The 21,518-nt window shown below is 58.6% G+C and carries 16 protein-coding genes and 1 pseudogene; 9 read left to right on the top strand and 8 right to left on the bottom strand.

Annotated elements, in window-relative coordinates; all coding sequences use genetic code 11:
• Window positions 1-68: 68 nt before the first annotated feature.
• Both ACIOMR_RS12530 and uvrA read left to right on the top strand, forming a co-directional pair.
• Window positions 69-1,778: an ATP-binding protein gene (locus ACIOMR_RS12530; RefSeq protein WP_087694705.1), complete on the top strand. Its 1,710-nt coding sequence runs from the start codon at window positions 69-71 to the stop codon at window positions 1,776-1,778.
• Window positions 1,779-1,943: 165 nt separating this feature from the next.
• On the top strand, window positions 1,944-4,472 hold the full coding sequence (gene uvrA / locus ACIOMR_RS12525; protein WP_401194386.1) for an excinuclease ABC subunit UvrA: 2,529 nt from the start codon (window positions 1,944-1,946) through the stop codon (window positions 4,470-4,472).
• A gap of 37 nt (window positions 4,473-4,509) precedes the next feature.
• Here the strand turns inward: uvrA and ACIOMR_RS12520 are convergent, their stop codons facing one another.
• Window positions 4,510-5,457: an AraC family transcriptional regulator gene (locus ACIOMR_RS12520; RefSeq protein WP_087694703.1), complete on the bottom strand. Its 948-nt coding sequence runs from the start codon at window positions 5,455-5,457 to the stop codon at window positions 4,510-4,512.
• Between the two features lie 161 nt (window positions 5,458-5,618).
• Here ACIOMR_RS12520 and ACIOMR_RS12515 point away from each other — a divergent pair, with 161 nt between their 5' ends.
• From ACIOMR_RS12515 to ACIOMR_RS12505, 3 genes are read left to right on the top strand one after another with little or no spacing between them, the layout of a single operon-like run.
• On the top strand, window positions 5,619-6,047 hold the full coding sequence (locus ACIOMR_RS12515; protein WP_003210496.1) for a hypothetical protein: 429 nt from the start codon (window positions 5,619-5,621) through the stop codon (window positions 6,045-6,047).
• Between the two features lie 3 nt (window positions 6,048-6,050).
• Window positions 6,051-7,523, top strand: a complete 1,473-nt coding sequence (locus ACIOMR_RS12510; protein WP_023658733.1) for a M48 family metallopeptidase — start codon at window positions 6,051-6,053, stop codon at window positions 7,521-7,523.
• Window positions 7,520-8,176 (top strand): hypothetical protein, encoded by a 657-nt coding sequence (locus ACIOMR_RS12505; protein ID WP_177045014.1) that lies wholly within the window; start codon window positions 7,520-7,522, stop codon window positions 8,174-8,176. Before ACIOMR_RS12510 ends, ACIOMR_RS12505 begins: the two co-directional genes overlap by 4 nt.
• A gap of 74 nt (window positions 8,177-8,250) precedes the next feature.
• Here ACIOMR_RS12505 and ACIOMR_RS12500 read toward each other — a convergent pair whose 3' ends face one another.
• Together ACIOMR_RS12500 and ACIOMR_RS12495 are read right to left on the bottom strand one after the other, a co-directional pair.
• The gene (locus ACIOMR_RS12500) at window positions 8,251-9,303 is read right to left on the bottom strand and encodes a DUF1176 domain-containing protein (RefSeq protein WP_177080274.1); all 1,053 of its coding nucleotides are present in this window, start codon (window positions 9,301-9,303) and stop codon (window positions 8,251-8,253) included.
• A gap of 163 nt (window positions 9,304-9,466) precedes the next feature.
• Window positions 9,467-10,228, bottom strand: coding sequence for a BPL-N domain-containing protein (locus ACIOMR_RS12495; protein ID WP_401194381.1), 762 nt, complete (start codon window positions 10,226-10,228; stop codon window positions 9,467-9,469).
• A gap of 333 nt (window positions 10,229-10,561) precedes the next feature.
• Here ACIOMR_RS12495 and ACIOMR_RS12490 point away from each other — a divergent pair, with 333 nt between their 5' ends.
• Together ACIOMR_RS12490 and ACIOMR_RS12485 are read left to right on the top strand one after the other, a co-directional pair.
• Window positions 10,562-10,870 carry a hypothetical protein gene (locus ACIOMR_RS12490; RefSeq protein WP_003210510.1) on the top strand — a complete coding sequence of 103 codons (309 nt, stop codon included), beginning with the start codon at window positions 10,562-10,564 and terminating at the stop codon, window positions 10,868-10,870.
• A gap of 618 nt (window positions 10,871-11,488) precedes the next feature.
• The gene (locus ACIOMR_RS12485; protein WP_003214507.1) at window positions 11,489-11,965 is read left to right on the top strand and encodes a GNAT family N-acetyltransferase; all 477 of its coding nucleotides are present in this window, start codon (window positions 11,489-11,491) and stop codon (window positions 11,963-11,965) included.
• A 256-nt stretch (window positions 11,966-12,221) separates the two neighbouring features.
• Here ACIOMR_RS12485 and ACIOMR_RS12480 read toward each other — a convergent pair.
• The 5 genes and pseudogenes from ACIOMR_RS12480 to ACIOMR_RS12460 all read right to left on the bottom strand — a co-directional run bounded on the left by ACIOMR_RS12480 (window position 12,222) and on the right by ACIOMR_RS12460 (window position 19,978).
• Window positions 12,222-13,653 (bottom strand): annotated as a pseudogene (locus ACIOMR_RS12480) (IS1182 family transposase).
• Window positions 13,654-14,227: 574 nt separating this feature from the next.
• Complete coding sequence (locus tag ACIOMR_RS12475) at window positions 14,228-16,609, bottom strand: TonB-dependent receptor (RefSeq protein ID WP_003210517.1); 2,382 nt, start codon at window positions 16,607-16,609, stop codon at window positions 14,228-14,230.
• A gap of 109 nt (window positions 16,610-16,718) precedes the next feature.
• Window positions 16,719-17,558: a FecR family protein gene (locus tag ACIOMR_RS12470; RefSeq protein ID WP_003210519.1), complete on the bottom strand. Its 840-nt coding sequence runs from the start codon at window positions 17,556-17,558 to the stop codon at window positions 16,719-16,721.
• The gene (locus tag ACIOMR_RS12465; RefSeq protein ID WP_003210521.1) at window positions 17,555-18,058 is read right to left on the bottom strand and encodes an RNA polymerase sigma factor; all 504 of its coding nucleotides are present in this window, start codon (window positions 18,056-18,058) and stop codon (window positions 17,555-17,557) included. Before ACIOMR_RS12465 ends, ACIOMR_RS12470 begins: the two co-directional genes overlap by 4 nt.
• A 297-nt stretch (window positions 18,059-18,355) precedes the next feature.
• On the bottom strand, window positions 18,356-19,978 hold the full coding sequence (locus tag ACIOMR_RS12460) for a PLP-dependent aminotransferase family protein (RefSeq protein WP_401194376.1): 1,623 nt from the start codon (window positions 19,976-19,978) through the stop codon (window positions 18,356-18,358).
• Between ACIOMR_RS12460 and ACIOMR_RS12455 the strand changes: the two genes are divergently transcribed.
• A complete protein-coding gene (locus ACIOMR_RS12455) occupies window positions 19,977-20,639 on the top strand; it encodes an FMN-binding negative transcriptional regulator (RefSeq protein WP_401194373.1) in 663 nt (220 codons plus the stop codon). The genes ACIOMR_RS12460 and ACIOMR_RS12455 overlap by 2 nt on opposite strands.
• Window positions 20,624-21,388 (top strand): sulfite exporter TauE/SafE family protein, encoded by a 765-nt coding sequence (locus ACIOMR_RS12450; protein WP_003210527.1) that lies wholly within the window; start codon window positions 20,624-20,626, stop codon window positions 21,386-21,388. Before ACIOMR_RS12455 ends, ACIOMR_RS12450 begins: the two co-directional genes overlap by 16 nt.
• Window positions 21,389-21,518: the final 130 nt, after the last annotated feature.

Here is a 21,518-nt window from a genome sequence, read left to right as displayed (position 1 = left end):
ACCAACCGCCACTGCCGGGCTCAAAGTTTTCATCGCCGCCCACCTTTTATCTTTTGCAGAGCCGACCGATGCAGTTTTTATCCAATACCCACGGCTGTGAGGGTTGGGCTGGGGAAATGGCCCAGAGGATTCGTGCTTTCGATTGGTCCACCACCGACCTCGGCCCGATGAATGCCTGGCCCTCCAGCCTGACCAGCGCCGTGCAGATGATGCTGGCATCGCCCATGCCCATGGTGATGCTGTGGGGGCACGCCGGTTACATGATCTACAACGACAGCTATTCGGTATTTGCCGGCGGTCGCCACCCTTATCTGCTGGGTGCGCCGGTGGAACTGGGCTGGCCGGAAGTCGCCGACTTCAACCGCAATGTGGTCGACACCTGCCTGGCTGGCGGCACCTTGTCCTACCGCAACCTGCCCCTGGAACTGTTGCGCGACGGCCGCCCGGAAGAAGTCTGGATGGACCTGTATTACAGCCCCGTGGCCGGTGACGACCAACGACCGGCCGGGGTCCTGGCGATTGTGGTGGAGACCACCGAACATATGATCTCCGAGCGCCTGCGCCAGGAACTCACCCACAACCTGGAGCAGCGCGTGGCCGCGGAGGTGCAAGCCCGTTCCGCCGCCGAAGAACAGTTGCGCCAATCACAGAAGCTGGAAGCCATTGGCGGCCTGACCGGCGGCGTGGCCCACGACTTCAATAACCTGCTGCAAGTGGTCGCCGGCAACCTGCACCTGCTGGCCCGGCATGAACCGGACAACCCCCAGGTGCAGCGCCGCGTCAGCGCCGCCATCGCGGCAGTGGAACGTGGGGCCAAACTGACCTCGCAACTGCTGGCCTTCGCCCGTCGCCAGCCGCTGTCACCTGCGGTGTACAACCCGCTGCGCATCTATGAAGGCCTGGGCGAGCTGCTGCAGCGGGCGTTGGGAGAAACCATCCACATTGATGTGCAACTGCCCCAGGATCCGTGGTGCATTAACGTCGACCGCAACCAACTGGAAAACGCACTGCTCAACCTGGCGATCAACGCCCGGGATGCCATGAAAGGCGAGGGGGTGATTCGGATCACCGGCGAAAACATCATTCTCAACCCTCCGGATTGCGCCGGTAAAAGCATCAACCCCGGTGAATACGTGCGCCTGGCCGTCGCCGACAGCGGCGCCGGCATGTCAGCGACGATCCTGGCACGGGCCTTCGAACCGTTTTTCACCACCAAGCCGAATGGCCACGGTACCGGCCTGGGCCTGAGCATGGTGTTCGGGTTCGTGCGCCAAAGTGGCGGGCATGTTGAGGTCGAGAGCGTGGAGGGCAGCGGCACCGTGGTGCAAATGTATTTCCCGCGCAATTTGGGAGAGCCGGAAAACCACGATGCGCCCGTCGAGCTCACACAACCCACCGGCGGCCATGAGACCATCCTGGTGGTTGAGGACAACGAAGGCGTACGCGCGGCCGCGGTGGAATTGCTCGAACAATCCGGCTACACCGTGCTCACCGCCGAAGACGGCGACCGGGCCATGCTGATGCTCCAGGCCGGCCTGCAACCGGACCTGATCTTCACCGACGTGGTGATGCCGGGCCGGGTCAAAAGCACCGACCTGGCCGAGTGGGCGCGCAGGCAAGTGCCGGCGATAGCGGTGCTGTTTACCTCCGGACATACCCGCGACATTCTTTCCAGCAACCACCTGCTGGGCAACGACATTCACCTGCTGAGCAAACCCTATGGCCCGGATGACTTGGCGCAACGGGTGCGCTCGGTACTGACCTCCCGAATGATGTGACGAATGAAGATCCAGCCAGTAACACCAAGCCACTGTGGGAGCCGGGCTTGCCCGCGATGGCGGAGTGTCAGGCACCCCATCCGGTAACTGGCACACCGTCATCGTGGGCAAGCCCGGCTCCCACAGTTGATCTTCACTGCCTTGAACACACCGATAAGGTTACCCATGACTTCCCAGCGCAACCTGCCACCAGACACCTCACTCACCTCCCAACGCCCTGGCTTCGTGCGGGTGCGGGGTGCACGGGAACACAACCTGCGCAACGTCGACGTGGACATCCCCCGCGACGCCCTGGTGGTGTTCACCGGCGTGTCAGGCTCCGGCAAGTCCTCGCTGGCATTCTCCACCGTCTACGCCGAAGCCCAGCGCCGCTACTTCGAATCCGTGGCGCCCTACGCCCGCCGCCTGATCGACCAGGTCGGCGTACCGGACGTCGACGCCATCGAAGGCCTGCCGCCCGCCGTGGCCCTGCAACAACAGCGCGGTACACCCAGCACACGTTCATCAGTGGGCAGCGTCACCACCTTGTCCAGCCTGATCCGCATGCTCTACTCCCGCGCCGGCAGTTACCCGGCGGGGCAACCGATGCTGTACGCCGAAGACTTTTCCCCCAACCTGCCCCAGGGCGCCTGCCCGCAATGCCACGGCCTGGGCCGCGTGTACGAAGTGACCGAAGCCCTGATGGTGCCCGATCCTTCCCTCACCATCCGCCAACGCGCCGTGGCGTCCTGGCCACTGGCATGGCAAGGCCAGAACCAGCGCGACATCCTCGTCACCCTGGGCTACGACGTTGACATCCCGTGGCGCGACCTGCCAAAAAAGCAGCGCGACTGGATCCTCTTCACCGAAGAAACCCCCACCGTACCGGTGTACGCCGGCTTCACACCGGCCCAAACCCGCGACGCCCTCAAACGCAAACTTGAGCCCAGCTACCAGGGCACCTTCACCGGCGCCCGCCGCTACATCCTGCACACCTTCACCCACTCCCAAAGCGCCCTGATGAAAAAGCGCGTGTCGCAGTTCATGCAAGGCAGCCCATGCCCGCTGTGCGAAGGCAAACGCCTGAACAAGGCCGCGCTGTCGGTGAAATTTGCCGGCGTGGACATTGGCGAGCTGTCGCAAATGTCCTTGCTGCAACTTGCCGAACTGCTGCGCCCGGTGGCTGAAGGGCAGGGCGATAAAAAGCTCTCCGTGGAAAAACGCCTGGCCGCCCAACGCATCGCCCAGGACCTGCTCGAACGCGTCAGCACCCTGACCGACCTCGGCCTGGGCTACCTGGCCCTGGAACGCAGCACACCGACCCTGTCCTCCGGCGAACTGCAACGCCTGCGCCTGGCCACCCAACTGGGTTCGCAGTTGTTCGGCGTGATCTACGTACTCGACGAACCCTCCGCCGGCCTGCACCCTGCCGATGGCGAAGCCCTGTTCGCCGCCCTCGACCGCCTGAAGGCCGCCGGCAACTCACTGTTCGTGGTGGAACACGACCTGGAAACCATGCGCCGCGCCGACTGGCTGATCGACGTCGGCCCGGCTGCCGGTGAACACGGCGGCCAAGTCCTGTACAGCGGCCCACCCGCCGGCCTCGCACAGATTGAAGCCTCGCAAACCCGCGAATACCTGTTCGCCGAAAAGCGCCCCGTCAGCCAACCACCGCGCCAACCCACCGGCTGGCTGAGCCTGGAAGGCGTCACGCGCAACAACCTCAACGACCTCAGCGTGGACTTTCCCCTGGGCTGCTTCACCGCCGTCACCGGCATTTCCGGCTCGGGCAAATCCAGCCTCGTCAGCCAGGCGCTGTTGGAACTGGTAGGCGCAGGCCTGGGCCGCGTGGTGGAAACCGAAGACGAACCCAGCCTCGAAGACGACGCCCCGCAAACCAGCGGCGGCCGTATCAGCGGCGGGCTGGAACACATCCGCCGCCTGGTCCAGGTGGACCAGAAACCCATTGGCCGCACACCGCGCTCCAACCTCGCGACCTACACCGGCCTGTTCGACAACGTACGCAAACTGTTCGCCGCCACACCCGCGGCGAAAAAGCGCCATTTCGACGCCGGGCAATTTTCTTTCAACGTCGCCAAAGGCCGCTGCCCGAACTGCGAAGGCGAGGGGTTTGTCAGCGTTGAATTGCTGTTCATGCCCAGCGTGTACGCGCCATGCCCGACGTGCCACGGGGCGCGGTACAACCCGGAAACGTTAGCAATCAAGTGGGAAGGGCTGACCATCGCCCAGGTGCTGGGGCTGACGGTTGAACAGGCGGTAGAGGTATTTGCCGAAGAGCCGGGTGTGCTGCGCTCGCTGCAAGTGCTGCGGGATATTGGCTTGGGTTATTTGCGCCTTGGCCAGCCGGCGACCGAGTTGTCAGGCGGGGAGGCGCAGCGCATCAAGCTGGCGACCGAGCTGCAACGCAATGCCCGGGGCGCGACGTTGTATGTGCTGGATGAACCGACGACCGGGCTGCATCCGCGGGATGTGGATCGGTTGTTGAGCCAGTTGAATCATCTGGTGGAGGCGGGGCACACGGTGATTGTGGTGGAGCATGAAATGCGCGTGGTGGCGCAGAGTGATTGGGTGATTGATATCGGGCCGGGGGCTGGGGACAGAGGCGGGAAGGTGGTGGTGAGCGGGACGCCGCAGAAGGTGGCGAAGAGTAAGGGGAGCCGGACTGCGCCGTTTTTGGGGCGGGAGTTGGGATAGCTAATGGCCGGAAGGGGTTTATTCATGGCTTTGCTCTCTAGCGTTCGGCACCTGGCGGGTGACCAAAGTAGGCCTTGTAGGCATGGTTGAAGTTAGCGGGATTGGCATAGCCCAGGCGGTAGGCGATCTGCGCCACCTGCCACTTGCGCTGACGAAGCAGATTGCGCGCAAGCTCCATGCGTTGCTGGCGCACATAATCCAGCATCGACTGGCCGTAGATTTGACTGAACGCCCGGCGCAGCGTGGTTTCCCCCACACCCAGGCTACGGGCCAGCGCTTGAGTGCCGGGAGGGTCGATCAGGTTGGCATCCAGTTGAAACCGCGCTTCATGGGCCAGGTCTGAATGACCGCGTACCGCAGGTATTGGCCTGGCAGGTTGAGGGGCGAGATGGGCCGCCAGCTCCACCAGCGCTGCCAGGCTCAGGCTTTCCTGATTAAGGCGCTCCAAGGCGCCTTGGTATGGAGAGTGATATATCCGCTCCAGCAAACGCCCCAGTGCCGGGCAGCCGTGCAGTCCCGAAAACTGAACGCCGTCATTGAGCAGGCTGAGTAACGGCTGGAGCGCCGAGTCTTCTTCGGCCAGCTCGCGCAAATAATCGCCTGCGATGCGTAGCCCGGCCATGCGCGCATGACTGCCGGCGGGCAGTTGATCGACGGTTTCCATGCTCTCACTCAGGCCCAGCACATGGACTGCGCCCGTGGTGTATTCATTGAGCACACCGTCGACCCGATGCTGCCACTGGCCGCCGAGCACCTGCACGATGCACACACTGTCGGGCAATACCTTGTGGATCTTCAGCGGCTCGGGGAACTGCAAGTCACAGTCGAAATACTGCAGGTCTGGCCGAACGGTCCGTGCGCGGTAGTGGCCGATGGCAGAACCGATAACCTGACGAGCGCTGTCGTCGAATACGCCGGCCTGGTCCAGGGGACCCGGGTGATCGAAGCAGAAGTGTGTGTCGAGATAAGGATTCTGGCGTTTCATCGAGAAGGGTTTGAGTCATGTCCTTATGTGTTCGCGCCATTGTACCCCGTCACTCGTCGTTGTGAACCGCAGTCTCATTGTTGTGCGCAACGGCCTGCACGGTTGGCAGATCGCCGAGGGTGACTTTCAATGGTCGGCCGTGAAATTCAAGGAACCTGAGTATGCTGATTTATCGCAAATGGGCTGCCGTGCTAAGCATGGTACTGGCCGTCATGACGGGCAATACCTTCGCTCAAGATCGCCCGGAAGTCGCAGATAAGGTCGCTGCGTATTCGGGTGAGGCCGGGGTGAAAGTCTGGACACTGCGTATCGGGGCCCGTGACGAAAATCAGGCACTGGTGCAAGTGGAAGGGGCTGACCACGACTGGAACCTGAAAATCCAAAAGATGTCTGTCGAGAAGACCAGCAAGGACACGCGCTATTACACCACGGTAGACGGTCAGAAGTTCGTCGTACTGATTCTGCAAAACGGCTGGGGAGAGCTGTACTTGCCAGGCGAAGCAAAAGCGCTGGCCGTCGCCTATAACGAGGCGCTGGCGAGTCAGGGCAATGCGCAAGCATTTCTCACTGACTATCTCCAGGCGAACTGAGCCATGAGCCTGTTGAGACGATGGTCGTGGGGCCTGGCGATGTTGCTGCTGCCGCTGGTACTGATGGGCTGGAGCAGCCTTCAGAGCTGGCGTGCCGACAGTACCCTGGAAGAAGCGCAGGTGATGCGCCAATGGCTCGCCAGCCCGAGCGATGAATTGAGGCAGCAACTGCCGCAACAATGGCGCAAAACGCCGGTACTCCCGGACGACAGCCTGCGCGGCTACCTGCAGCGTGAGGTCGCTCGGGCCGATGCCGACCAGGGCTCGGTGCACATGCGCCAGGTCTTGGCGTTTCTCGGTTACTGGCTGGCGGTCGCGGCCGTGCTGGCGGGCTGCGCGACCTGGGTAAAACTGCGCCTGGATGCCTGGCGCGCGTTGCGTTCGCGGGACTTTCTTTATGACCGACTGGTCCTGAGCTGGCGTGCGCTGGGGCAGTGGCTGGTGGTCTACACCGGGTTGATAGTGGGGGCGCTGGCGATGGCCCTGCTGTATGAAGTCAGCTGGGGCTGGAGCAACCGCCAGAACAGCGGCATGGTGATACTGCTGGTGGTGGTGCCCTTGCTGGTGATGCTGTACCTGGGCGTGCTGTTGATTGGGCGCCTGCGTCGGCAATGGCAGGATATGGAAACGCCGCAATCCGGGTTTCTGGGGCGTTCAATCAGCCGGGCCAGCGCCCCGGCCTTATGGGAGTGGATAGAAAAACTGGCAGCCGTCACCCGCGCGCCCGTGCCAGACCACATCGTGATTGGGGTCGACCAATCGTTTTTCGTCACCAGTGTCCAGGTGGCCCTGCAACCCTCGGGGCAACTGTTGACGGGCCGTACGATGTACCTGCCGCTGACTTTCCTGTCGACCTTGAGCCAGGAAGAAGCCGCCTCGATTATCGGCCATGAGCTTGGCCACTTCAGCAGCCGCGACACCGAGCGCGGCAGTGAAGCCGGGGCACGGTTCAGCTTGATGTACATGCATTTCCTGAACATCAGCGCGGTGGATGACATGCCGTCCTGGATCGAACGCCCGGCGATCTGGATGACGTGGCGCTTTCTGCACCACTTCCAGATAGCCGTGCACCATTGGAGTCGTGCGCAGGAATTGGTGGCGGATAAGGTCGGGGCGCAAATTGCCGGCGAGCGGCTGTTTTGCCAGGCGCTGCTGCGCGTCATCGCCCTTGATGCCGAAGTCAACAAACTGCTTGGGCAGCGTACCCACAGCAACTTGATCCAGGCGTTAGCGGACCACCTTCGCCAGGCTCCGGTGATCTTGAACGAGGCGGTGATGGATCACGCGATCGCTCATCCGTTCGATACCCATCCCCCCACTGCCGTGCGCCTGCAGCAACTGGGTGTGGTTCTCGACGACCAGTTGCTGGCCCAGGCAACACGGACGCCCACCGCGCACGACCGGCAGTGGTTCAGTCAACTCACTCATGATCCGCAGTCGGCTGAAGATGCCAACAAGAATGGAGTACCGGTATGAACCACCCTGATGATCCACTGGCCAGCCTGGCCCAATCCCTCACTGAGGATTTTAATCAGCACACTGGCGATCAGTTGCAGGCGGCCATCCAGGAACGCGAGGAGTGGTTGGCCGAGGTTCCCGCAGTCACCGAACTGGCCTACCCACGCAAGGTGCGCCGCACCCTGTTGCTCTTTTCAGTGTTCGCTTTCGTGATGGCGGGCGGGAGTGCATGGGATGGCAAAAACGCGTTGATGGGAGGCATTTTTGCAATCGTGGCGCTGGTCTTGCTCAGCGGGGTGTGGCTGCACCGTCGGGCCGGCGAAGAAATCCTGATGCGCCTGACCCATAGCCACTTGTGGTTTCGCAACCTTGATGCAGAAATCGATCTGCTGGATATCGGCGATATCCACATCAAAGAGGGCCGCATCAAGCTATGGATCACGCTGACATTGCGCGAGGGTGCGCCATTGCCCGCCTGCAAAAACGCTGCGGGCCCCCTGATGCCCCACGTCAAGATCAAGCGCTCCCGGGAGCCTCAGATATGCCTGACGCTGTTCGGCCTGCAACTGAACGGTAACGTCCTCACCGGCGAACAAGTGCTGGAAATGCTGGACACCTACTGCAACGCGGCGCGTGTAGAGGGTGAGTTGCGGGCGTTGAAGGCTTCCTGAAGGGGTAGGGGGCTACACCCGTTTGTGGCGAGGGCGCTCGCGCCTCGCCACACACATTGATGTATTCGACAGTTTCAGCGACTTGCCTCGGTACGCCACAGCACAGGCCAATGAACCTGCTCCAGCCCCATGCAGGTGTTCATTTCAGCCGCATGGGTCAGCGTGAAACCGTTACCGTCGTAGCGCCAGCGCAGCGCAGTGCCACAACCGCCCATGCCCATCGCCATTGCCTGGCTGCTCAGTTCACCCGTGGCCGGATCAAAATCGACCAGGCCGTTGGGCTCTCTTTCCGGCAGATTTGGCACTTCGGCGACCCGCGCTGGGCGCGCCTGCTCAGGGTGGTCCAGGGGCGCCTGGTAGATATTGTAGAAACAGTTGTATGCCCCACAGCCGGTTTCGATGATCACCAGCGCTTGATCTGCACTCAAGGCATAGGCGTTAGCCTTTGGCGCAACGCCTTCATTCAGATCCGCTTGCCACTCCTTGCGCGTGGCCGCCACCACAGCATCCGCGACTTCTTTTGCCCTGTCCGGGGTTAGCGCAACGGGTGCCTGCCAACTCGGTACCGGCGGTGCGGCCGGTGCTTGCGGCACGCTGCTGGCGGGCGCCTGCCCCTTGGAAATCAGTGCGTCCTGTGTGCCAACCCGCCCCTGAACCGAGTCGATCAGCAAAAGCGCCGCGCTCATCCCGTTTAGCGAGGCGACGGAGGTACCGCCCTCAATGGGTAAAATCAACTCCCGCCCGTTGCGCAACTCTGCAATCAAGGCGTCGGCATTCGTTCCGGTCAGAGCAAACACCTCAGATACCTCACCTTTTTTGAGTTCGCCAGGCTCGAATCGATTTTTCAGCGGCTTGCCATCGAGTGTTGGCTGACCCTGGGGGGCGGTGTAGCTGAACACGCCTACCCGCAAGTCTCCATGTGGGCCGGCTTCACGCGTTACCCGCAGGCTGAACGTCGAGATACCGATATCGTCACGCTCCGGGACGGCACCGATAGCCGTGCAGGCACGCGTGTTATCACAGCCGACAATCCAGTCCTTGATAGAACGCTCCAAAGGGACATTGTCGGCGGCGTTCGCACTGGTAACTGCAGCAGCCATCAGGAATATGAGGGGGAGTCGGGTCATCAAACAGGTGCCTGTAGACTGGAAAAACGCTATTAGGGCAGGGTTCTTTGCCAATACCTATTGCATGGCCGTCAGGCACAACAGAAACCCCGGCTGGAACAATCGGTACGGTGTTCCAGCCAGCGCCTGAACGTGGGATGTCGCCAGTCCAGCGCGCTGCAAGTCAGGGTGACTTTGCGCCGTTGCGCCCCTCAATGCTGCGCACCAACGCCCCAAAAAGCTCACCCCGCGGCATCTTGCTCAAGGGAATATTCGCCTTCTCGAACCACTCCCGATCCGCCTCAGGGTGCGGGCCACTCAGCACCACGACCCCGTTTTCATAGGTGTAACGCGCTGCCGCCACATCACCATTCCGGTAGGTCGCAATGGTTGAAGAAAGCGAGGTCGCGTCAGGCTTGGGGAAGTAAGGCCCATCCTGATAAAAGACGCTATCGGCTTTCCCATCCCACACAACCTGCACCGCCGCGTCCGCAATGCCCGCGACCTCAAACCCAGGCCTGCCCGCCTCTGAATCAAGGTCGTAGGGTATCAGGCCAAAATTGCTGTCGTCGGCCAGATAAGCACCCATACAAAGCCCCAGGTAGCGCCCACCCTGGGCGACAAAGTCACGAATGGCCTGCACCCGCGCATCCCCCAAACTATCAAGCGCCGCAGGGATGTCCTGACCGCCACCAGGTTGAACGTAGAGGTCATAACGAGCGAGGCTTTGCGGCGTGATGTCGATCGATTCATCGGCACCTACAAAGTCAATCTGCGCATTCGGGCGGACGCGCAGCAGGGCTGTTTTGACATTCTCTGAACATCCCTCGCAGCCCGCCGGGCCTCGGTAGATAGCGACATGGGCGATGGGGGGCGCGGCGTGCACTGAGGAAGGAAGCAGTGTGAAAAACGCAAAAAGCGTCGCGGCGATGGCGTGCAGATTCATGGTTGTAGAGTCGTCTTAGAGCTGATTGGGTCCGATCGGACTTTGTGATTCGAAGCCTAAAGCCAATAGGCAGTTGAAGGAGTTAACATTTGTAAATCGGCTAGGAAAAATTGGGGTTGATGATCGCAACGACGGTTTTCCCATTCACATTTATGGGTTTTCCTTTAGTGCATAAATATCGAAGAGAGCGTTTCTTCCATTTTCAATCCCCGGAATTTTTCAGGCCGTTTGAGTCAGCTCTCGGCCATGCGCGAATGCTATCGGCCAATAGCACACACTCAAGTATCGACTATGCTTGGAGCGATTCAGCCCTGTACCTGAAGGATCTAAACAATGGGGTACCTTGTCGTTGCTCACGCGATGAATGTGAAGCCGGAGTTAGAACCACTTTCTACGTTGCCGGTGAGCATTGGTTGGTCATTGCACCAGGATGAAAACGCCACGTCGTTCTACTTAGACACGTTCAAGGCTGGCGAAGAACGGAAATGGCCCTTTACGTCTATGCCACCCATTAAGGATGTACCACTTGAGCTCCCTCAAGAATTGGCAGCGCTATCGCGGATATACAAAGTGCTTAAGGATGCTCAGCTAGCCGACTACTTCCAAGAGAGCTTTCCTGAATGTGAATTTAGCGCTGAGTAAAAGCCTTCAATTACACGTTTGCAGCTTTTGCACAGATGACGAAGGGCTGGATTTTGTGTGTGTATCGTCGAATGGTGAACTGCAAAGGCTGCGTTGCGTTTGCGGTGATCTGGATATCACCTACGAGCTTGGCACGGTCATGATCCAGCCGCTTCTGATAGATGGGGTTGAAGGCACCGACGCAAGTGGTCTGCATGACCCAGAGAACGGCATTCACGTCTTGAGTCGGAATATAACGCCCTCATCGTTACTGCATGCGGTGGCTTCAGCAGAAACCACTCGCTTTCTACAAACAGAAAGCCCCCCTCTGGGTCTAGGTAGCTTCGATGGTCTGGACGTCGCACCGGTAAAGATTGCTGGCTCTAAGATCGCCTCGCTGAAGCCTGAGGTGGTTGCTCAGAAAGCGTGGTGGAGGCGGTGGTAGTTGTATCGACGACTTCGACCCAAGCCAGGAGGTTTTCCGGGGAAAAGTAGCCAATTATCAGCATCGAAAAATTGGGGCCGATAACGGGGGGCAATTTTCAAAAAGCTACCCGTCACGATGGGCTGCAATCGGCCAAAAGCTGACCTTCGAACAATATTCAAGGGCACCATAAATCAGAAAAAAGAGTAGCGGACATGAAAAAGGAATTTACCCTTCGGACTGCACTGCCAGGAGATGGCCTAGCTATTTTCCATGTCACTCGGCAGTCAATAACCGAGCTGTCGAACGGACTCTATACCCCAGAGCAACTCAATGGCTGGATGGGCGAAAGAACCCCAGAGTTTTATGAGCAACTGATAAAGCAAGGGCAAATGGTCGTGGCGCTGCATCTGGGAAGGATCGTTGGATTTGTGGATTCAGAGCCAGGAGAAGTGACACGGCTTTTTCTTCTTCTCGAGGCCTCCAGTAAGGGGCTCGGTGCTCATTTGCTCAAGACAGGTATTGATAATGCGCGTGGGCCTGGCATCCGCGTCATAAAGGTAGAGTCGACTTTGAATGCTGAAGGCTTCTATAAAAAACATGGCTTTGTGACACAAAAGCACGGTTTTTTCAGCCATGGTGTGGGTGGGCAACCCATAGAAATCATTCACATGGAACTTGAGTTGGAGTGATTTATTCTGCATACCTCCACGGGCGCTTGGAGGAATTTGATTCACTGACGAAAGTCAGCTTTGGGTCGAAATCTGCCGGTCATGAAGGGCAGCAGTCGGCCCAGAGTGTGTAAAAACGCTCAAGGCCTCATCGTCTTGGATCATTGACGTTCGTGGCTGAACGATCGCATGGCAAATGCTGCGTATTGCATCAGTCGCGACCTGGAACACTTCAACGCTGTTTTTACAGCCTCTGGGATGGGCCAAAATCAGCTTTTTATGCCGATAGCGCCTTCATCAAACCGTGAGCACCGATGATTTTCATGACTCGTTTCATGTTGTAGGCGAGCACATTTAAACTCATCTCCGCGCCCACCCCGGCCAGCTTTCGCGTCAGGAAGTGCGTCGCACCCATCCATTGTTTGAGCGTCCCGAAGGGATGCTCAACCGTCCGCTTTCGGACTCGCATCATCTCCGGTGCTTTGCTCAGCCGAAGCTGCATCTCCTCCAATACGGCTTCATGCTCCCAGCGTCGAACACCGCCGGTGTGTGCTCGGTGTGCACTGCGGCTTCATTGCGCAGCCCCGGCATTTCGAACTCCAGTAACGGTGCAACGTCAGGCCTTTTTCAACGTTGGTATAGCGCCAGATCAGCGCCTCTACAGCCGGGCAAATGTATTCGTTTTTTGCCGCGTCATAGATGAAGGCATCGTTATTGAAACGCCCGTCTGCCTTGGCTCCAGAGGTCATCGGCTTGGGCACATAGGCGGTGATACCTGCATCGTGACAAGCCAGGATTTGTTCGCTTTTGAAGTAACCTCGGTCAGCCACTACCGACAACGTATCTGACGCCATCGCCTCGCGGGCCTGCTTGGCCATTGAGCTGAGTTGATCCCGGTCGGAACCGACGTTGGTCACCTCATGTGCAACGATCAAATGGTGCTGAGTATCGACCGCTGTCTGCACGTTGTAGCCGACGATTCCTGTGCCGCGCGTCATCATGGAACGGGCGTCTGGATCGGTCAGTGAGACCTGTTTATCCGGCGATTCATTGAGCTGGATTTCGATCGCTTGAAGCTCCTTCATTTGAGTTTTGAGCTTGGCGATTTCCTCTTCCAGCCGCCCGGCACTGGGCTCGGAAGCTATGGGTTCTTGCCGCTCGGCAGCATCGAGTGCCGCTAGGTAACGGTTGATACTCGATTCAATTTCTTCCATGAGCCGCTTCAGTTTGGCGTTGGTGAAATTGCGGTCGCGGTTGTTGGCTGCTTTGAATTTACTGCCATCAATGGCGACCAGATGTTCTCCGAACAGCCCCAATTGCTGACATAGCACAACGAACTGGCGACAGACGCCTCTGATGGCCTTGCTGTTGTCTTTTCGGAAGTTGGCGATGGTCTTGAAGTCCGGCATCAAACGCCCGGTCAACCACATCAGTTCGACGTTGCGCTGGGCTTCTCGCTCCAAACGTCGGCTCGACTGGATGCGGTTGAGATAGCCGTAGATGTAGATCTTCAGCAGGATCGCAGGGTGGTAAGCCGGCCGGCCAGTATCAGCTGGAATGGCACCTTCAAAACCCAGATTGACCAGGTCGAGTTCGTCGACGAAGACGTCGACTACCCGCACCGGATTGGTATCGCTGACGTAGTCGTCGAGGCTCTCGGGAAGTAAGGTGCCTTGGCCTCGATGTTCACCTTGGATAAAGCGCTTCATGGGCGATCCCTGCGATGAAATCCTCAGAAATCATAGCAAGAGTTCGCGAAGGCGTTTTTACACACTCTGGGCCGAGACTGTGTAAAAAGGCTTCCATCGTACTTAGATCTGCAGCGTTAAATCTTCCAACCTTAATCAGTCACAGGAGCGTTCGTGGCTGGGTTTATCCTAATTATCTTGTGAGGAAAGTAATGGAGGCTCTTCAACGTGCTCCCATTCCAAATACCACTCGTATGTTTCGTTGTCAGCCTTGAATTCATGTTTAACAGTCCTGCCAAGTCTCACTAGCTTTCGAGCCATGTGAGAGGAATGTGTCTTAGTCATTCTCGGCGCTTTCATAAATGTCATCGTGTGTATGATTGCTGGAGATTTTAACGCAGGAACTGCCTGATGAAATGCTTCATTCAAGGCGAATATCGCGTCAAAGCGGACAAGATCCTGAAATGTTGGTTGTTCGATAATGCGTGTTGGAAAGTCAGCTTACTGATCGTGCCATAGGCCAGTGGAGCGTAGTCGTCTACTCTCCCTGGCCACCATCGACGGGTGTTCTGGCAGTTGAATGGCGCAGGCGTCTTCAGAACTGGTACTTGAGCCCCACCATCACGTTGCGCGGATCACCGCTGTAGTAGCTGTTGTAGAGGCCGTAGCCTGTGTAGTACTCGCGATCAAAGATGTTATTGAAATTAAGCGAGGCACTCAGGTGCTTATCGATGTCATAACGTGCCAACAAACCGACCACGGCAAAACTACCCTCCTTGGCCTCCGATTCCAGTGACTCGTTGACGAAGTATGTCTTGCCCTGCCAGATAACGTTGCCGCCAACCGTCAGGTCCTTGAGCGCACCGTTGAGCTTGTAGGTGCTTGCCAGCTTGAACTGGCGCTCAGGGCGCTGGGAGTCGATACGGTTGTGCTGCTCATCACGCGGCTGGGAATAGGTGAACCCGGTCAGTACCTGCCAGCCCGGCAATACTTCGCCGGAGGCCTGCAACTCAAAGCCCTTGGTGGTATTGGTCACACCCTCGTAAGCATCACGACCGTCGTCGGTGCTGCCTACGTACTGCGCAAAGTTGTCCTGCTTGGTCTTGAACACCGCGATGCTGGTGTTCAATGCACCGCCGTAGAACTCGGACTTGAGGCCAGCCTCGTAGTTCTTGCCGGCCATGGGTTCCAAGACTTTGCCGCTGATATCGATGTTGCTTTGCGGTTCAAAAATGTCGGTATAGCTGACATAGACCGAATGCTGCTCAGTCAGGTCATAGACCACGCCAGCGTAGGGGATGACCTTGCCGGTTTTCTTGGCATCATCATGGTCAGGGTTGGCCGGGTCAGAGTTATAACCCAGCTCGCCTTCGCGCTTGTAGTTGACGACGCGGCTACCTAGGATAACGGACAGATCGTCCGTAGGTTTGAGGCGCACCGCGCCAAAAGCGCCGACTTCCTTGATGTGATAATCCTGGGAGCTCCAGGTTACGTAGGACGTAGGGCGAGGCGCATTATTGCCCCAGTTGTCAAAGTCCACGCTCAGGCGCGCAGAGGTTGCATCGGCATTTTGCGAGAAGTAATCCGAGCGGCGGTCGCTGACATTAAGCCCCAGGATCAAGTCGTGGGTGCGACCGAGCAAGGAGAACGGCCCGGTGGAATAAGCATCCACCGAATCGGTGTTGATGACATAGGTCTTGTGGCTACGGAACAACTGGGCTTGACGGGTCGTTTGGTCTGGGTAAGGGCCCCAACCGATCAGGTTGCCTTGCAGTTGCTCGGTGTCGCCTTTCCAGTGGCTGGCTTCGACACGCAGCATCCAGTCATTGTCGAAATGATGCTCGACACCGCCAAAGTACTTGGTGCTTTCACTGTCGGCATAGGCCCATCTGGCCGCCGGGTTTTTCGAGCGGGAAAAATCGGTACGCGTGCCATCGGCGTAAAACAACGGCAACTGGCCAAAGCTGGAACCGTTGGAGTTGATCTTTTGATAGTCGATACCGCCATACACCATGGTGTTGTCGCTGATGTCGGCTTCACCGATGGCGTAGAACACGTTTTTCTTCGACGAGTAGTAATCGATGAAGGAGTTGGAGTCGTCGTACGCCGCGACGACCCGACCCCGCACTGCGCCGTTTTGCGTGAGGGGCCCGGACAGGTCCATCTCAGTGCGATAGCGATCCCAGCTACCGCCACTGCCAGACACGTACCCCTGGAATTCCGTGGTAGGACGCTTGCGCACTAAGTTGACCACGCCCGCCGGGCTGCCGACGCCGCTCATCAATCCAGTGGCGCCGCGTACGACCTCCACCCGGTCATAGATGGCCATGTCCCGCACACCCAGGCCGTTGGTGTTAGTGGTGAAATCTGAAGTAGGCACGCCGTCGTACTGGAAGCTATTCAGCGCGAAACCACGGGAATAGAAGTTGAAGCGCTCGCTGTCGTCATGCATCACCGACACACCGGGGGTTTGCCCCAATACATCAGAGATTGTGCCCAAGCTCTGATCAGTCATTTGTTGGCGAGTGATCACCGTCACTGATTGTGGTGTTTGGCGCAGGGTAAGCGGCAACTTGGTTGCCGTACTCGTCGCGCCCGTAGTGTAGGACCCGGAGTTCTCCGTCGTCACACCCAGCGCGTGCCCCTGAATCGTGGTTGCGCCTAAGTTGAGCGCGTCATCGCTGGCGGATGGGGCGATCAAATAACTGCCGTCGTCGACCTTCTGCACCTGCAGGCCGCTTTGGCCGATCAGGCTTTGCAGGGCCTGCTCCACGGTCATCTGGCTGTGCAGCGCCGGGGCTTGCCGGCCCTCGGCGATATCCGTGGCGAACAGCACATGGCTGCCGGTTTGTTGCGCCAGCGCATTGAGGGACTTATCCAGCGCTTGCGCGGGAATATCCAAGCGGTAGGTGGCGGATTGCGCATTGGCGGCCCCCGCCAGTAACAGGCTGGAAGCCAGTAATGCCAGACGTTGCACTCGCGTGTTCTTACCCATTGTGATCCCCAGTGATGAAAGTGCTCTCTATGGGCAATGGCGTATGACGCTGTAGGAATCTTGATGTCGTGTTGAAAATAATTCTTGTCTGTTAGCGAGTCTTGTTAAGAATCACGCGGCCATCGGCGGTACGTATCAGGCTCACCGGTAGAATCCGCGGCAGCATTTCGATCAGTGTCTCGACGCTTTTGCTGTCGAACTCCCCCGACAGGCGCAGTTCACCGGTGGCTGTATTGGCCACTTTAATACGCTGCTCGCGGTACTGCTGAAGGTCGCGCACGACCTCACTCAGTGGCGTACCGTCGAAGCGCAACTTACCCTGCTGCCAGGCCGTCAGCGCCTCGCGGCTTGCCGGTGCCACCGTGCCGACCCCTTCAGCGGTGGCACGCACCTGCTCGCCCGCCTTCAGCAGGCGTGGCGCGGTGTGGTCATTGTTGACCTCGACACTGCCCTCGATCACACCCACATCCACCCCACGCTCATCGCTGCGTAGATTGAATATTGTGCCTATGTCCCGCACTCGTACGCCCTGGCTACGCACAATAAACGGCGAATCGCCATGTACCACGGTGAACATCGCTTCGCCGTTCAGCAATTCCAATTGACGGCTGCGCAGGCGTTTTTCGATACGCAGATGAGCGCCGGAATTGAGCATCGCCAAGCTACCATCCTGCAAACGAACTTCCTGACGTTGGCCGATGGCGACCTGCACATCCTCCGTCTGCCAGGCCGGATCCAACTGCCACAAGCCACCTGCCAGCGCCAGGACCAACAATCCGGCACCCAGGGATTTCTGTTTGCTGCGGCGGCTTTTGGTGAAGGCTTTACCTTCGGCCAGCAAGGTTTCCTTGGACGGCACGCGCTCACGCAAAGCGTCCGCGAACGGCTGCAGCAGATCGTTTTTGGGGTCACGGGAAGGCGAGGAATTCATGGGTTTTTCCGAAGGGCTCGGCGCGCCGGCTCCCAATGCTGACCGATGGTCTTCATGGCCCGCCCGAAATGCTGGGTCACCATGTTCACCGAAATTCCCAGCTCCTCTGCGATCTCCCGTTGCGACATGTCATGGATGCGATGCAGCAGGAATACCTGCCGCTGACGCACGGGCAACGCCTGGATGATGTCTAGCAACGCCGCCAGCTGCTGCTCGAAATCCAGCGCCTGGGCGCCGTCCCAATCGTCGACGCTCAGGTACTCGGGCACATGGCCATTTAAATGAGCCTGCCGCGTACGCTCGGCGCGAATACGGTCGATGGCGCGGTTGAACGCCGTTTTACGCAGGAACGCCAAAGGCGTGGCGATGGGGTCGCGGGGTGGTTTCTCCAGCATCTGCACGCACACTTCATGCATCAAGTCGCGTGCGAAGTCTCGGCCGTGGAAGCGACGCTTGATGTAGTCAACTAGGTCGTCGTAATGGAGAGCCAGGGCGGCCATCAGGGGGTGATGTGTGGGCATTCCGAGAACTGGCGTTTATGAGAATAGATCTCATCATAAAGGGTTGAGGGGGAGATAGCGAGGGGGAGTTCAAGGCTACTGCTGACGTGCCGATAAATTTCAGATTTAACGTAGAAGCGCACACTTCAATTTTGGCGAAGCGTTTTTACACACTCTGGGCCATTAGCGGTCGATCACGCCCAGCAGCTATTGGCCGATTTCTGCCTTTCGTGACAAGCAGCAATCGGCCAATAGCGGTGCCTCCGTCCAGAACCAGTTTCCACCCTTAGCAGTCACTCAAGCCGACCACTTTTTCTTATTCGCCTTATCTCTACCTTGTAAATTTGCTCGAGTCCGAAGCTCTTTAACCTCCCGAATCACCGTGCCAAGAATGCCGATCCCTTCATGAATCTGCTGCGTTGTCAGGCCGGCATAGCCCAAAATGAGTCCTGCCGATCGCTCGTATTCTACCGACGCTGGTTCGGCAAACAGCGGCGAAAGCGGATATACGCCAACCCCGCGTTCGAGCGCTATCGCCTGCAACGTCGGCTCATCCTGAGCGCGAAGCGCGGGTAGCGTTAATACGCCGTGTAAGCCCGCCGCCATGCCGGCCAGTTGCCCATATTCCGCCAGATGCTGTTCAAAAGCCTCCAGTAATGCCCTTCGCCGCAGTTCATTTTCCCGCCGCAGGCGGCGAACGTGACGCTCATAGGTTCCACTTTCGATCAATGAGGCGAGCACGTTTTGCTCCCAGCGCGGTGAGTGTCGATCGGTCAGCCGTTTTGCTTCACGGAAAACGTGAACCAACTCGCGTGGAAGAACCAGATAACCCAACCTGAGCTGCGGTGAGAGTGCCTTGGAGAACGTTCCGACATAAATGACGCGAGCATCTGCGTCCATGGATTGCAGTGCGTCGATGGGCCGCTGGCCATAGCGAAACTCGCCGCCGTAATCGTCCTCAATGATCCACGCGCGATGTCGCTTCGCCCAACTCAGCAGTTCGAGGCGACGTGCGACAGGAAGCACCGCCCCCATGGGAAACTGGTGCGACGGAGTGACAAAGGCCAGGCGCACGCGATCACCTTCCGGCAGAGCACTGGTATCCAGTCCAGAGGCATCGACGGGTATGGGCAACGCCGTCGCGCCCGTGGCCTCAAAGCAATATCTGGCCATGCGGTAGCCAGGCTCTTCGAAGACGAATGCATCTTGCGGGTTCAGCAAAAGCCGGGCGCACAGGTCAAGTCCTTGCTGCGAGCCATGCACGACGAGTATTTGATCCGCATCGCACGCCAGACCGCGTGCGCGTCGCAGATAACCTTGCAGCGCATTGCGCAAGCGCTCTTCCCCTTCGGGGTGGCCGTAAGCGAGGCTCGGTTGACGCTTGACTAGTTCGGAACGATAGGCGCGCTGCCAACCCAGCGCCGGAAAATCCCTGGTAGCGACCGAGCCGTACCTGAAATCGATGCGGGCTTGGGGTGACGCCATGTTGTACGGCTTCATGATGGCCACTCGTTGCCCGTAAAGGGAAAGCACTGGCGGCAGTTCCTTTTGCTGCGCCGAGTCCCCTTGGGCATGCCCGGATTGAGTGCTGATTATGCTCGCTACCGTGGCGGCCTTGCCCACTGATGTCAGGACAAAGCCTTCGGCCGCCAGTTGCTCGTAAGCCGCCGTTACCATGGTTCGCGACACGCCGAGTTCGGCCGCGATTGCCCGCGTCGACATGAGCCTCGTGCCGGCGGCAAGCGTGCCGTCTTCTATCTGCGCGCGCAGCCTGGCATAGATCCGACGTTGCGCGCCGCGGGAAAATGCATCCGGATTGGCTGAAAACTGGCCCATGGAAAAACCTCGAAACTGGCACTTTCGATGATGCAGGTCGTGGTCGACATTATGGACTCCCAACAATCCGTAGTGAAATCCCATGTACATTCCCGAACACTTCGCAGAGCACCGCCCGGAACAGTTGCACCGAATTATCCGCGACAATCCGCTGGGCATCCTCGTGACTGAGGGTGAATCCGGCATGGATGCGGACCACATTCCCTTTGAACTCGATACCGGCCACGGAACATACGGGCTGCTGACCGCTCATGTGGCCCGCTCCAATCCTGTGTGGCAACGTTGCGCCGGCGGCACGCCTGTCATGGTGATCTTCAGGGGGGCAGAAGGCTACATTTCGCCCAACTGGTATGCGTCCAAGCACGAAACGCATCGCCAGGTTCCCACATGGAACTACGAGGTGGTGCATGTGCATGGCGTCATGCGCGTGATGTCGGAAGAAAAGCTCCTGCGCCGCACCCTGGCCCAGCTGACTCGCCACCAGGAGTCCAAGGAGATCAAGCCCTGGAAGATGGGCGATGCGCCGCGTGAATATCTGGACGAGATGGTGTCGAAAGTTGTCGGTATCGAGATCGAAATGCAGTGCGTTGAATGCAAGCGCAAGCTCAATCAAAACAAGTCGCACGCTGATCGCTTGTCTGCGATCGCGCACTTGCGCGAGCGCGGGCACGTTGAGCTTTCTTCGATAATGCTGGCCAACCTTGAGCAGCCGGATCAGGGGGCAGCACCGTGGACCTTGAGTTGACCACCACCACGATTCTGGTGACCTTCGCCGGAGTTTTTTTGATCTGCTTTATGAAAGGTGCCTTCGGTGGAGGCTTCTCCATTGTCGGCATTCCGCTGCTGTCGCTGGTGATGGATCCGCTCACAGCCGGCGGACTGCTAGCGCCGTTGTTTATCGCGATGGACCTGTTCGGCCTGCGTTACTGGAAGCCATCCACTTGGTCTAAACCCGACTTGGTGCTGTTGTTACCAGGTCTGATTGTCGGCATCGGTGTCGGCTATCTACTCTTTCGCGTCATGGATCACCGCGCAGTCGCGTTAGTGATGGCGGCGGTTACCCTGATTTTTGTCGGCCTCTGGTTCAAAACCGGTGGGGAAATCAGGGTCAGCCAGCGCTCATCGCTCAAGGCGGTGTCCGCAGGCGTCACCTCTGGGATCACGACTATGGTCGCGCATTCTGGTGGGCCACCATTAGCGATGTACCTGTTGCCGCTCGGTCTAAGCAAGAAAACCTATGCCGGCACCACCAGCATGTTCTTTACCGTAGGCAATCTGCTCAAGGCAGTGCCTTGGCTGCTGTTAGCCAGGCCCACCGGTAACGTGCTAAGCCTGATGGTCATCTGCCTGTTAGCAGTTCCAAGTGGTGTCTGGCTGGGCTGGCGACTGCACACCAAGCTGGATCAACGCCAGATGTACCTTGCCTGCTACTGCCTGCTCGTAGTGACGGCGGTGAAACTTCTGTGGGACGGCATAAGTGGCTATATCGTCTGAAAATGCCTCACCACTATGAGGCCCAACGTTACGGCCATTATCCGACTGGCTGCCAACGGAATGTTAGCAGTCAGAGGCCGTTCAAATGGCCTGTGACACTAGGATGCTCTGCTCTGCTCGGCTAGGCGTG

Origin of the sequence: Pseudomonas sp. NPDC087814 (genome assembly GCF_044742865.1) — a bacterium.
Classification (GTDB): domain Bacteria; phylum Pseudomonadota; class Gammaproteobacteria; order Pseudomonadales; family Pseudomonadaceae; genus Aquipseudomonas.
Note: the sequence above shows the minus strand (reverse complement) of the source record. Positions and strands in the feature narration are given on the sequence as shown.